Source organism: Acinetobacter sp. P8-3-8 (assembly GCF_000214135.1).
Classification (GTDB): Bacteria; Pseudomonadota; Gammaproteobacteria; order Pseudomonadales; family Moraxellaceae; genus Acinetobacter.
In genome coordinates, this window is record NZ_AFIE01000001.1 from 22978 (window position 1) to 35862 (window position 12885).

Below are 12885 nucleotides of genomic sequence, written 5' to 3' on the forward strand. Positions count from 1 at the left end.
ATTTAGTCAAATCTAACTAACTTTGACTTGAAAAAGGATTCAATTTATTGAATATTCAAGTTGTATCTTATTTATAAAATTTACGCTTATTTGCAATTTTCACGTTTTAAAACTTGAAATTGGTCAATAAGCCATTTAAAACTGAAACAGTCATATAACAAGGATTAGATATGAAGTTGTATTATTCTCCAGGTGCATGTTCTTTAGCTGCCCATATTTTACTCAACGAAATTAATGTTGATTTCGATTTAGAACGTGTAAATTTAAAAACCCATAAAACAGAAAAAGGGGCAGACTATTACGAAATTAATCCAAAAGGTTATGTACCTGCATTAGAAATCAATCCAGGTTTGGTGCTCACTGAGAATGTTGCTGTGCTTCCTTTTATTGCACAACATGATCCTAAACAAGATTTGATTCCTCCATCAGGTTTAGGTCGCGCTAAAGTTTTGGAATGGCTAGGCTATTTAAACTCTGAATTGCATGATGAATATGCAGTTTTCTTTGGGCCGCCTTTAACAGAAGAAGAAAAACAACGTGGCTATGCAACACTAGATAAGATGTTGAAATATATCGATGATTATCTAGGTGAGTCTGAATATGATTATTTGGTGAATGATCGCTTTGGCCCAGCAGATGCGTATTTATTTGTATTAACAAATTGGTCGAACAGTATTCACCACGACCTTACACCATTTACCCATATTGTCGCTTTACGTAATAAAGTTGCGGAACGCCAATCTGTACAAATCGCAATGCGTGATGAAGGTTTAATCCCTTAAAACGTTTAAAATTGGTATAAAAGAGATAGTAGAAGTATTAATTGATTTGATTTAATTAGACTTTTTAGTTGTTTAAGAATGGGGCTTCGTGCTCCATTTTTTATAATAAAATCATTTTGTGTCAAAGTTTAAAAATTGGTAAGAAAATAAAAAAGCTTATTCTTGATTTTTAGGCAATAATCATTTGCTTGAGGTTGCGTTTTTAACAATAAAAATAATCGATATAGTTGCGCCATTGATAAATAGAGACAGTTTAAAAATGAGCAACATCCTGATCGTAAATGGCGCTAAAACTTTTGCACATTCAAATGGCGAGTTAAACGATACTTTGACCGTTCTTGCTGAGTCAGTTTTAGCTGATCTTGGACACACGGTTCAAGTGACACGTGCTGATAGCGATTATAGTGCCCAAGAAGAAGTTCAAAAATATCTTTGGGCGGATGTTGTGATTTACCAAATGCCAGGTTGGTGGATGGGTGCGCCGTGGACTGTGAAGAAATATATTGATGATGTATTTACCGAAGGTCATGGCAGTTTATATGCCAATGATGGTCGTACACGTTCAGATGCCGAGAAAAAATATGGTTCAGGTGGTTTGATTCATGGCAAAAAATATATGCTGTCTTTGACTTGGAACGCACCGATGCAGGCCTTTGATGATCCTGAACAATTTTTCCATGGTGTGGGTGTAGATGGTGTTTATTTGCCTTTCCATAAAGCCAATCAGTTTTTAGGTATGCAAACTTTAGATACTTTTATTGCCAATGATGTGATTAAGCAGCCGAATGTGCCGTTTTACGAAGATCAATATCGTGACCATTTAACCAAGGTATTTGCTTAAACAATATTGAAGCAAGTATTGAGTTCAGTTTTTTTAGCTCGTTTTAAGATTTAATTTATTTTAGGAATTTATGATGTTAACCATTATCGCTGAAATTCGTGTGCATGCAGGACCAGAACATAAAGTAAAAGTAATCAACGCGTTTGAAAAAATCACAGCAACGGTTTTAGCAGAACAGGGTTGTCATGGTTATGAATTATTGGTTGATGCAGATTTAGACGTAGGCTTTCAAGCCAAAGATGCTAATGTGATCACCATGCTTGAGCACTGGGAAAGTATTGAACATTTAAATGCGCATATGCAAACGGCACATATGCAGGCTTATCAAACTGAAGTTAAAGATGATGTTGCTGATGTGAAAATACGCATTTTAGAAAAAGGTCTTTTTATTTAATTGCCTATTCAAAAAACGCGCACACAGTTTTAAATAGCCTCATTTGAGGCTATTTTTTATTTAAATTCATAATATTCATTAAATTTCACTTGTTCTAATTGAAGTGAATAACTTTTTTTCAGTTTGTCCCATTTTATTGTTATAGGTTGTGTACTTTCTTCAAACTCATTTGCACCTGAAGTATTTTTAATTTTTCCTGTGAGAAAGTTAATACTTTGTTCAGTAATTGCACCAGAAGCACGATGAAAATCATTATGATCATATCCAATCAGTTTAAAAGCTTGGTCTTGATATCGAAATGTATAACTGTGATTGGTCACATACCAAGAACCGCAACTGAGCCAATAGTGTAAATTGACTTTAAGCAGACCATTTTTGATTTCCAATGGATCATTTTCGCCGATTGGATCGGCCAAACAAGGTGATTCTATGTCGCCTTCAGGTGGAAGATAAGCATTTGTTGCAACCAGTCGGTAGCCTTGATTATTTTTAAATAAAATCAATAGTTTTCGCTTATTTGTATTTAGCTCAGCGCTACCCAAGTTTTCATTACGGATAATATTCTTAGAATCAGTATCTTCGATGATCAAGGCCATATCTGCTTGCTGATCATGATTTAAATCACCTTGTACTTTTTCTAGAACTTTCCAGTTTTTGGGAATAAAGGATTGATAAGTTGTTGCTTGAGTATTTGCAACAGCTAAATGAGGAAGAAAGCTTGATGTTAAGATGAGCATGAATATTGGTTTTATCATGTAATTTAACCTCTCATGGTTGAATCATTTGTTTTAGAAAATCTTGGCTGTCTTTTAATGTCATTTTTTCCAATGTATTCGGCAAAATTGGTTTTAAAGGTTTCCAAGAAATTTGGGGCTTAACATTGTCATCAAATTCATTACCTTGAGTTGTCTTTAATTTTTGAGTTAAGAAATTTCCACTATAAGTTTTATTTTTACCATCTGTTTTGTAAACGAACCAATATTCAAAGCCAATCAATTTAAATTGACTATTATCAAATTTAAAACGATATGTCCATGATTCACCGTACCAATTTGAGCAGCTATTCATCGCATCAAAAGCAATATCAACGACACTATTTTTAATGCTCACACCACCACCAGAAAGCGCATCATCAATACAGTTTTCATCATCACGATATGTCCAATTGGGAATTTGCTTAGAAAGTTTAATTTGTAGTGAATTTTTTTGGTTAATTAAAATGAGTAATCTTCGATTATGAACTTTTGTGTTTTTAGGTTGAATAATAATTGCTGTATCGGTTTGACCATCTGCATTCAAATCACCATGGGTTTGAGAGATAATTTCCCAATTTTGAGGTACAAATTTTTGTAGCGCTGTAGTGGGTTGGTTAGCAAAACATATAGATGAATAAACGGTACATAACAGCGTTACATTTATTATTCTAATCACGATCTTTCTCAATCAATTTTTTATGATTCTAACATGTATTGATATGATGAAAGGATTCCGAAAAACCCTTTCAATATTCTAAGCGCTAAGAATCTTCAAAAATTATCTTCAATAACTTATTCTTTAGTCACTTATTTGAAGAAATAACCTGTTTCAGGTGAGCTGGCATTCGCCATACGTTTACGTGGCATGCGACCCGCCAAGTATGCTTCACGGCCAGCTTCAACGGCTTTTTTCATCGCAGAAGCCATCAGTACAGGGTTTTGAGCAGCAGCAATGGCTGTATTCATCAGCACACCATCACAACCCAATTCCATTGCGATTGCTGCATCACTTGCAGTGCCTACGCCTGCGTCGACAAGCACTGGAACTTTGGCATTTTCTTTAATAATTGAAATGGTATGTGGGTTTAAAATTCCTAAACCAGAACCAATCAAACTACCTAAAGGCATGATTGCCACACAGCCCATACTTTCTAGCTCTTGAGCAACAATAGGGTCGTCTGAGGTATAGACCATTACTTCAAAGCCATCATCAATCAAAGTACGTGCTGCTGCTAATGTCGCTGTTATATTCGGATAAAGCGTTTTCTCATCACCCAAAACTTCAAGTTTAACCAAATTATGACCATCGAGTAATTCACGTGCCAACATGCAGGTGCGTATTGCGCTATTGGCATCAAAACAACCCGCAGTATTGGGCAATATTGTATATTTTTCAGGTGGAATGACGGACAACAAATTGGGTTGATCAGGATTTTGCCCAATATTCACTCGGCGAATGGCAACCGTCACAATTTCAGCACCGCTGGCTTGAATTGCTGCATCGGTTTCTTGCATGTCTTTATACTTGCCAGTTCCCACCAGTAGGCGTGATTGAAAAGTACGAGAACCGATAATAAGAGGGGAATCTTGCATGAGAGAGCTCCGAATTAGCCGCCACCGACAGCTTGGATAATTTCAATACGATCTTTTTCAGAAATAGGGGTGTGTTCCAACTTGCTTTTGGAAATGATCATTTCATTCATTTCAACCGCAAATCGTTTACCTTCTAATGAAAGTTCTTGAATAAGTTGCAAAAGATTTTGGCAAGTGGTTTCTTGTGATTCACCATTTAAGAAAATTTGCATATAAATTCCATTCAATAGAGCAAATGATAATGTTTTTTAGAATATTTACTTTGCGTATTTGAACGCATTCCATGCCAGCATGAGCCAACCTGCAATCATTAAAGCACCACCGATGGGTGTAATTGCGCCTAATCCACGTGGTAAGCCCAGTGCCATGACATAGAGTGAGCCACAAAAAAAGAGAATTCCAACCTGAATCAGCCAAAAGCTGGCTTTAATTGGGAGTTGTGGAATCACTTTACTGAGAATTGCTAAAGCCAAAAGACCTAATGCATGATAGAAAAAATAGTCTGTTGCTGTGTGCCACCATGCCAATTGAGCTTCCGTTGCACGTGCTTTTAAACCATGTGCACCAAATGCACCTAAGATGACAGCAATAGCTAAATTTAAGGCTGAAATTGCAATCCACATAGCCAACCCTCTGCATAAATTTGCGCACAACCTTAACACAATTTCAAAGTTTGATTAAAGGTTAAATCTTTACAGAATCAAACTTTGCGCAAAATAAAAGGGCATTTCGCCCTTTTATTAAATCTATCTACGATTGACGTTTTAAATTTAGTTAGACGACATCGCGACTTTAATTTTATCCATCGCATTTTTTTCTAACTGACGGATACGTTCTGCGGAAACATTATATTCAGCAGCAAGTTCATGAAGTGTAGATTTATCATCATCTAACCAACGACGTTGTAAAATATTACGCGAACGATCGTCTAACTGTTCCATGGCATCATGCAGGGCAGAGGTACTTTGATTTTCATAGTCCTCCTCTTCAACTAAACGTGCAGGATCATAGCGGTTATCTTCTAAATAAAGTGCAGGAGCAACATGGGTTGAACCTTCATCGTCATCATCACCTTGAGCTTCAAAAGCAGCATCATAAGCAGTTAAACGACCTTCCATTTCCAAAACTTGTTCGGGAGTCACATTTAAATCATTGGCAATTGATTTTGCTTCTTCGAGTGTCAGTTTCTTACTTGATTTTTTTAGACTACGTAAATTAAAGAATAGTTTACGTTGTGCTTTGGTGGTTGCGATTTTAACAATACGCCAGTTTCGAATAACATATTCATGAATTTCAGCTTTAATCCAATGCACAGCAAAGGACACTAAACGAACACCCATATTGGGATCAAAACGTTTAACGGCTTTCATTAAGCCTAGGTTACCTTCTTGGATTAAATCTCCTTGAGGTAAGCCATAACCTGCATAGCTACGGGCGATATGAACCACAAAACGTAAGTGTGACATCACTAACATTTTTGCAGCATCTAAATCTTGATCATAATAATAACGATCAGCTAACTCTTTTTCTTGTTCAGCCGTCAAAATTGGAATCTGATTTACAGTGCTAATATAAGCACCAAGATTTACACCAGGCGCAGACAAGGACAGGGGCATCAATTGATTGCTGCTGTCACTCATGTGTTCTCCTTATAGGAATTACGTTCTAATACAGATGTATTCATCTTAATTCGAATATCATACATAAGTAAGGAAATTTGGGTATAGAAATGTAAAATTTTATGCAAATTTGCAAAATTAAATTTTAATTGAAAATAATTAAGATTCAATTAAGTAATGAAATTCATTTGCAGAAAGTTGCGTCAATTGACAAGACAAATGGTTGATTGCGCAATAACGGGTAATATCAATTTCACTATGTGGATCAGATGATTTGAGTAAAAACACCTGATTTTCTTCAGCCGTCTTTAGTGCACGCTTCAACATCAGTAAAGGCATTGGGCAGGGTTTACCCATACTATTTATTTCTATAGGTACTCGACCTAAAGCATCCGTCATCTTTGCTCTGAAACACATCATTATATAAGTGCATCAAGTCTAGCAAAAATCATAAAACTACCCAACATATTTGTCATATTACTGATTAATTTAATCTAAAAAACGAAGGGGTTTAAAAAATAAGCAAAAAATAGGGCATATTTATCTAAAAAAATTCTATTAATTGTGATTAACCCATGTTAAGCTCGTTGCGTATTTGGGATTTATCAGAAACAATTGTTGTTTTAGACCCTATTACAAATGGATGTAACCGGGATTTTGTTAATAGTTTTACAGAATGATTACAAGCTTTGAAATTACAAAATATTTTAAAACTTTGTTTGCTCTGCTGTTTGCAACACCGGGTGGTCCCTTTTTCTTAATAACTGAGGATTAACTTATGACAGCTCGTGAACAAGGCGTAGTTAAATGGTTCAACGACACTAAAGGCTTCGGCTTTATCCAACGCGCAGGCGGTGATGACGTTTTCGTTCATTTCCGTGCTATTCAAGGTGACGGTCATCGTTCACTTCGTGACGGTCAACGCGTTGAATTCAGTGTTGTTCAAGGTCAAAAAGGTTTTCAAGCTGAAGAAGTTCAGCCTTTAGACTAATCTTAAATTTTTAAAATTTAAGTGGCGCTCCAATTTTTGATAAATTGGGGCGTTTTTTGTTTATAATGGTCGCAATTCAAAATGCCTACAGTTAGAGCTCCTATTTATGTCATCAGGTTTCGAAACCCTTAATTTACATCCGCAACTTAAACAAGCGATTGATGCTTTAGGGTTTAAAGAAATGACCCCGATTCAGCAAAAAGTGTTGAAATATACTTTAGCGGGTCATGATGCAATTGGGCGTGCCCAAACAGGCACGGGTAAAACTGCAGCATTTCTTGTCAGTATTATCAATGATTTGCTCAATAATCCTATAAAAGAACAACGCTTTCGTGGCGAACCTCGCGCCCTTATTCTGGCGCCTACACGTGAACTTGCAATTCAAATTGAAAATGATGCCAAAGATTTGGTGAAATTTAGCAATTTGAATGTGGTGACATTGGTCGGTGGGGTGGATTTTGATAAACAGAAGAAGCAACTCAATCAGAATTTTGTCGACATTATTGTGGCAACACCGGGTCGCTTAATTGATTTTACTGAGCAAAAAGAAGTTTGGTTAGATCAAATCGAATTTTTGGTGATTGATGAAGCTGATCGTTTACTCGATATGGGCTTTATCCCGTCGGTAAAACGTATCGTAAGATTTTCACCACGTAAAGAACAACGCCAAACTTTAATGTTCTCTGCAACGTTTAGTTATGATGTTTTAAATCTTGCTCAGCAATGGTTGTTTGAACCTGTTACTGTAGAAATTGAGCCTGAGAAAAAAACCAATGCCGACGTAGAACAACGTGTTTATGTGGTAGAAAAGAAAGATAAATATAAGTTATTACGTCAAATTTTAGCGGATGAGCCGATTGAAAAAGTCATGATTTTTGCCAATCGCCGTGACCAAGTACGTAAATTGTATGATCATTTAAAAGCAGATGGCTATAAAGTGGTTATGCTATCTGGTGAAATTGCACAAGATAAGCGTTTGAAAATGTTGGATCAATTTAAAAATGGTCAACACAATATTATGATTGCAACAGATGTTGCAGGTCGTGGGATTCATGTGGATGGTGTATCACATGTTGTGAATTTCACTTTACCAGAGCAGTCTGATGATTATGTACATCGAATTGGTCGTACTGGTCGTGCAGGTACACAAGGGGTAAGTATTAGTTTCTTATCAGAAGATGACGCCTTTTATTTACCAGAAATCGAAAAAGCAATTGGTCAAAAATTACCATTAACTCGATTAGATGGTTATTGTTAATGTTATTGCGTTTTAAAACATCAAATTAAAAAAATCCCCTCAAATGAGGGGATTTTTAAATCAATAACAATTGATTCAATTAGTTTGCTTTACAGCTAAAGGTTAGTGTTGTTTGATAGTCTGTATCTTTTTCGATGGCATTACTTTTACCCATCACTGAACCTAAAACACCAGCTGCTGCGGTGATCATTTTTCCAGTTTCTTCATCCACAACCCCTTTTAAAGCACCGTTGTAATCCGTTTTCTCATTGCTTACAACGGGAGTGGTTTTTTTGCCACAAGTTTTATTGGCAGCATTCACAGCATTATTCTTTGCAATAATTTGGGTTTTACCTAAACCAGTCACTTCATATTGATTGTCTGCTTTTTGAATAGCTAAGCTTTGTGTAGGATTTGAAGCACAAGCCGTTAAAAATAATGCAGCTGTAGATAAAGTAAGAATTACTGATAATTTTTTCATATTCATTCCCAAATTCAATCTTAAAAATAGTTATTCATAAATAACTCAAGCGACATTTATTGAAACACACACATTGCGCTAAATATTGAAAATCATGTATAAAATTTGCGTTTTTATATGGTTGCAATGTGAAAAAGCGAGGTCATTCCACAAGTAAATCTCGGCTGAGATAGCCTAATGATTTTAGATTATGCTAATCTTGCAGATGAATTAATTTGAATGGGTGATAGGAAGGTCAATGTCGGATTCGAACTTTAAAGCGGTGCATGACAATATCCATCAACGTCAATCGATCGGACAGCTCGTTGAGCCAGCACCTACACATGAGCAGCTCAATATTGCATTTCAAGCAGCTTTGGCTGCCCCTGATCATCATCGTCTTAAACCGACTCAATTCATTGTGATTGAAGGTGAGCAACGTTTGGCTTTTGGTGAATTATTGACAAATGCTGTTGCAGACTTAGGTGAATTAGATCCTGTACAAATTGATCGTGTAAAAAATCATCCTTTTCGAGCGCCCTTATTGGTTCTTGCAGTCACTCGATTCCAAGATCATCCCAAAGTTCCTCTTTTTGAGCAAACTTTAAGTTCAGGTGCTGCAATTGAAAATCTTTTGTTGTCATTACAAGCTCAAGGTTTTTCAACCATGTGGCGTAGTGGGGCTGTCGTGGAGTCGAAACTATTGAAATCAGCATTGGGCTTGGCTGAGCGAGATTTAATTTCAGGGATTATTTATGTCGGTACGGCTGCAAAAGAAATCGCACCGCGTGCTGAAATTGATATTAATCAATATGTTCAGTTTTGGCATATCTAAATATGTGCCAAATAGTATGACTTCTATTTTAAACATTATATTTAAAAAAATTGAATCCTTAGGATAACAATAATGTCAGATTTACAATTTAAAGATTTGGTTGAGCCTGTTGCTGTCGATCAGAAAACTGCACTAAGAGTGACAGTTTTAGGTGGTGGTAGTTTCGGTACAGCAATGGCGAATACGGCTGTGCGTAATGGTTGTGACACCATGATTTGGATTCGTGATGAAGCGATTGCTGCTGAAATTAATGCAACTCATATCAATAAACGCTACTTACCTGATTTTCAATTAGAATCTGGTTTACGTGCTGAATCTAATTTAGAAAAAGCAGTTTGCGATCGTGATATTATTTTTGTGGCGATTCCAAGTCATTCGTTCCGAGATGTTTTGCGTCAAATTAAACCATTTATTACCGCTCAAGCTGTGGTTTCATTAACTAAGGGGATTGAAGCAAAAACGTTTAGTTTCATGAGTGATATTATTCATGAAGAATTACCAGAAGTACCGTATGGTGTACTTTCTGGGCCGAATTTAGCCAAAGAAATTGTTGCAGGGCAGCCTGCTGGCACTGTGATTGCAAGTGAATCTGAATTGGTTCGCTATGCTGTGCAACAGGCGTTACACAGTGCTTTATTTCGTGTATTTGCAAGTGATGATGTACACGGTGTTGAATTAGGCGGTGCACTGAAAAATATTTATGCCGTGGCTATGGGAATGGCTGCCGCTTATAAAGTAGGTGAAAATACCAAGAGTATGATCCTAACGCGTGCTTTAGCTGAAATGAGTCGTTTTGCGGTGAAGCTTGGAGCAAATCCACTGACTTTCTTGGGTTTATCTGGTGTAGGTGATTTATTCGCAACCTGTAATAGTCCACTAAGTCGTAATTATCAAGTTGGTTTTGCTTTGGGTTCGGGTAAAACATTGGAACAAGCGACCACTGAACTTGGACAAACTGCGGAAGGGATCAATACCATTATCCAAGTGAATGCACGTGCCAAAGAGCTGGATGTGTATATGCCAATCACAACAGCTTTGTATGAAGTGATTTTTGAGGGCGCACCACCATTAAATATTGCAGTATCTTTAATGAAAAATGGTCATCGTAGCGATGTTGAGTTTGTGCTACCGCACAACGAAGTGTGAAATATATAAAAAGTCGTGTGTATTCTGAATGATAACGATGGATTTGTCATAAAGCATCGTTATAATCAGTGCAATATAAAATAGGGAAATCTTATGCAACTGACCTTAGTGCGTCATGGTGAAGCAGCTCCACCGATCAATGGAGTAGACAGTAAACGTCCTTTGACGGAACGTGGTCATTTACAAGCACAGCAAACGGCTGAATTTGTGAAGAGTAATGTTAAACCAGATGTATTTGTGGTGAGTACTTTGCTGAGAGCGCAAGAAACTTTGGCACACATACAAAAATATTTTCCAGATGTTCCTGTGCTGATCTGTGACAAAATAAAACCTGAAGATGATGCAAAACTTGCGATTGAGTGGTTGTCACAATTACCATTTGAAAGTATTGTGGTGGTGTGTCATATGAACGTTGTTGCACATATTGCAGAGCAATTAACGCAAGAGCATTTTCATCCTTTTGCTTTGGCAGAAGCACGATTATATGAACAAAGTGTGATTGCTCATGGGCTTTCAACACAAACCAAAGCCTTTATTCCAACTGTATAAAAGCATAAACAAAATAAATGAACGGCAGAATACGATAGATGTTGTACTTATGGATGCCTGAAGCCAATGGGGTTTGGCAGTGGTCTAGAGGGGATGATTGGACTAAATCTTCGAGTCTGGAGCAGTTAATTCAAGATATTAAACTTTACCAAGGTGAAGAAGCGGTTGTTTTTTTTCCAAGTCGTGAAGTGCAAATTCTTCAACAGAAATTTAATAAAACTCAATATAAACAGTTGGGTACAGATGGTCTTAAATACTTATTAGAAGAATATGTGATTTTACCAATAGACCAAATGAAGGTTTTTTCACATTTCCAACAACCTGATCAAGTTTCTGTACTTGGGATTAATCAATATGCTGTAACAACGATGCAGCATTCACTGTCGTTAATTCCAGTCAAGATTGTTTCAATGTTGCCTGATTTTTTAATTTTACCAGTACCAGAACTTGGGCAAAGTATTCTTGCCAATATCAATGGTCAATTATTGGTTCGTGAAAATGAATTTTTGGGTAATTCAATTGATGATTTAGGTTTATATCTTGATTTCGCAGATCCAAATAAAATCTATAAATACAGTGGATTAACCGACGAGCAAGCGGTTAGCCTGTTTGCGGTGACGACAACTGATCGTCGTGATGAATTTAATGATCAATTTGTTGAAATTAAAAAACCAAAACAACATCCTTATAATGTGCTTCCTAAAGCGAAGCAGGAAAATACGGGTGTTTCACGCTATTGGCAGGCATGTGCGATCTTACTGGTTGCTTTGATCGTGACGCAGCTGAGTTATGATGCATTGCGTTGGTTTAAACTGAAAAAAGTAGCAGATCAAACAGCATTAATCGCTGTAGACCAATACAAAAAATGGTTTCCAAATGAACAGCGGATCACGGAAGAATCTGTTGAGCGTCAGTTTAAAAATAAATTAGCATTGAGTCAGGCAGCAAATACGCAAGCTTTACAATTACTCAGTCGTGTCGGGCCAATTTTGATGCAACATCAAATTATTGCCAATCGTGTGAATTATGATAGTGCGATTTTGAATATGGATTTAGTTGCAAAATCTTCAGATTCACTACAAGTTTTAGTCAAACAATTGAATGAACAGGGCTTTAAAGCTGAATTGGGGAATGTACAAACTCAAGGTTCAAGCGTTATAGGTTTGGTGAAAATACAATAATGAAAACAATGGAAAACGTACAAAATCGCTTAGATGCATGGTCTGAGAAAATTTCAGATCATTTGGATAAAATGTCTTCGCGTGAAAAAGTGATGGTAATTTTTACCACGGTTTTTGTCATTGTTGCTGCCGTGGGTTCGGCTTTGTGGTTTATGCATAAAGCTGCGGAAAAACAGCAAGTTCGCTTAAATGAAATGAAAGATCTTGTGGTGTGGATGCAAAGTAACGTGGTTAGCATGAAACCAACGGATGATTTGGCATTAACCACGTCAGATAAAATTCAAAGAGTGGCACAGCAGCAAGGCCTTTCTGTTGCATCACAGCAGGTGGGTGAGCAATTGCAAATCGTGGCGCAACATCAAAATTATGCTGTTTTGGCTAATTTCTTGACCCAAGCTGCACAAATGGGTGTGAGTCTTGAAAAGTTGGAATTGGTGAAAGATGGTGCTCAGATTAAATTAACAGCGACAGTACAATAAGCAATGAAAATAAACATGCTTCA

18 protein-coding genes are annotated in these 12885 nt (G+C 36.8%); 10 read left to right on the plus strand and 8 right to left on the minus strand.

The window, feature by feature from the left end:
- Positions 1 to 170 precede the first annotated feature (170 nt).
- From GGG_RS0100090 to GGG_RS0100100, 3 genes are all read left to right on the plus strand, one after another.
- Positions 171 to 782: a glutathione binding-like protein gene (locus tag GGG_RS0100090; RefSeq protein ID WP_010110890.1), complete on the plus strand. Its 612-nt coding sequence runs from the start codon at positions 171 to 173 to the stop codon at positions 780 to 782.
- A 259-nt stretch (positions 783 to 1041) separates the two neighbouring features.
- Positions 1042 to 1623, plus strand: coding sequence for an NAD(P)H-dependent oxidoreductase (locus GGG_RS0100095; RefSeq protein WP_010110892.1), 582 nt, complete (start codon positions 1042 to 1044; stop codon positions 1621 to 1623).
- A gap of 73 nt (positions 1624 to 1696) precedes the next feature.
- Positions 1697 to 2017, plus strand: a complete 321-nt coding sequence (locus GGG_RS0100100) for a putative quinol monooxygenase (protein ID WP_010110893.1) — start codon at positions 1697 to 1699, stop codon at positions 2015 to 2017.
- Positions 2018 to 2073: 56 nt separating this feature from the next.
- Here the strand turns inward: GGG_RS0100100 and GGG_RS0100105 are convergent, their stop codons facing one another.
- The 7 genes from GGG_RS0100105 to GGG_RS0100135 form a co-directional block, all read right to left on the minus strand.
- Positions 2074 to 2754, minus strand: coding sequence for a hypothetical protein (locus tag GGG_RS0100105; protein ID WP_010110895.1), 681 nt, complete (start codon positions 2752 to 2754; stop codon positions 2074 to 2076).
- 31 nt (positions 2755 to 2785) lie between these two features.
- Positions 2786 to 3448: a hypothetical protein gene (locus GGG_RS0100110; RefSeq protein WP_010110897.1), complete on the minus strand. Its 663-nt coding sequence runs from the start codon at positions 3446 to 3448 to the stop codon at positions 2786 to 2788.
- Positions 3449 to 3579: 131 nt separating this feature from the next.
- Positions 3580 to 4365 (minus strand): thiazole synthase, encoded by a 786-nt coding sequence (locus tag GGG_RS0100115; RefSeq protein WP_010110898.1) that lies wholly within the window; start codon positions 4363 to 4365, stop codon positions 3580 to 3582.
- Between the two features lie 14 nt (positions 4366 to 4379).
- The gene (gene thiS, locus GGG_RS0100120; RefSeq protein WP_010110899.1) at positions 4380 to 4577 is read right to left on the minus strand and encodes a sulfur carrier protein ThiS; all 198 of its coding nucleotides are present in this window, start codon (positions 4575 to 4577) and stop codon (positions 4380 to 4382) included.
- A gap of 45 nt (positions 4578 to 4622) precedes the next feature.
- Positions 4623 to 4988, minus strand: a complete 366-nt coding sequence (locus tag GGG_RS0100125) for a DUF423 domain-containing protein (protein WP_010110900.1) — start codon at positions 4986 to 4988, stop codon at positions 4623 to 4625.
- 147 nt (positions 4989 to 5135) lie between these two features.
- Positions 5136 to 6005, minus strand: coding sequence for an RNA polymerase sigma factor RpoH (gene rpoH, locus GGG_RS0100130; protein WP_010110901.1), 870 nt, complete (start codon positions 6003 to 6005; stop codon positions 5136 to 5138).
- A 138-nt stretch (positions 6006 to 6143) separates the two neighbouring features.
- On the minus strand, positions 6144 to 6383 hold the full coding sequence (locus GGG_RS0100135) for a sulfurtransferase TusA family protein (RefSeq protein ID WP_029574368.1): 240 nt from the start codon (positions 6381 to 6383) through the stop codon (positions 6144 to 6146).
- Positions 6384 to 6762: 379 nt separating this feature from the next.
- On the opposite strand from GGG_RS0100135, the gene GGG_RS0100140 reads away from it, so the two are divergent.
- Both GGG_RS0100140 and rhlB read left to right on the plus strand, forming a co-directional pair.
- On the plus strand, positions 6763 to 6975 hold the full coding sequence (locus tag GGG_RS0100140; RefSeq protein WP_004822370.1) for a cold-shock protein: 213 nt from the start codon (positions 6763 to 6765) through the stop codon (positions 6973 to 6975).
- A gap of 106 nt (positions 6976 to 7081) precedes the next feature.
- Positions 7082 to 8233: an ATP-dependent RNA helicase RhlB gene (rhlB, locus tag GGG_RS0100145; RefSeq protein ID WP_010110906.1), complete on the plus strand. Its 1152-nt coding sequence runs from the start codon at positions 7082 to 7084 to the stop codon at positions 8231 to 8233.
- Positions 8234 to 8312: 79 nt separating this feature from the next.
- On the opposite strand, the gene GGG_RS0100150 is transcribed toward rhlB, so the two are convergent.
- Entirely contained in the window at positions 8313 to 8693 is a 381-nt protein-coding gene (locus tag GGG_RS0100150) for a hypothetical protein (RefSeq protein WP_010110908.1), read from the minus strand.
- A gap of 238 nt (positions 8694 to 8931) precedes the next feature.
- Between GGG_RS0100150 and GGG_RS0100155 the strand changes: the two genes are divergently transcribed.
- From GGG_RS0100155 to gspM, 5 genes are all read left to right on the plus strand, one after another.
- A complete protein-coding gene (locus GGG_RS0100155; protein WP_010110909.1) occupies positions 8932 to 9507 on the plus strand; it encodes a nitroreductase family protein in 576 nt (191 codons plus the stop codon).
- Positions 9508 to 9579: 72 nt separating this feature from the next.
- Positions 9580 to 10653, plus strand: coding sequence for an NAD(P)H-dependent glycerol-3-phosphate dehydrogenase (locus tag GGG_RS0100160; RefSeq protein ID WP_010110910.1), 1074 nt, complete (start codon positions 9580 to 9582; stop codon positions 10651 to 10653).
- Positions 10654 to 10746: 93 nt separating this feature from the next.
- Positions 10747 to 11202: a histidine phosphatase family protein gene (locus GGG_RS0100165; RefSeq protein WP_010110911.1), complete on the plus strand. Its 456-nt coding sequence runs from the start codon at positions 10747 to 10749 to the stop codon at positions 11200 to 11202.
- A gap of 38 nt (positions 11203 to 11240) precedes the next feature.
- Complete coding sequence (gene gspL / locus GGG_RS0100170) at positions 11241 to 12383, plus strand: type II secretion system protein GspL (protein ID WP_010110912.1); 1143 nt, start codon at positions 11241 to 11243, stop codon at positions 12381 to 12383.
- Positions 12383 to 12862 carry a type II secretion system protein GspM gene (gspM, locus tag GGG_RS0100175; protein ID WP_010110913.1) on the plus strand — a complete coding sequence of 160 codons (480 nt, stop codon included), beginning with the start codon at positions 12383 to 12385 and terminating at the stop codon, positions 12860 to 12862. Before gspL ends, gspM begins: the two co-directional genes overlap by 1 nt.
- The last annotated feature ends 23 nt before the right edge of the window (positions 12863 to 12885 follow it).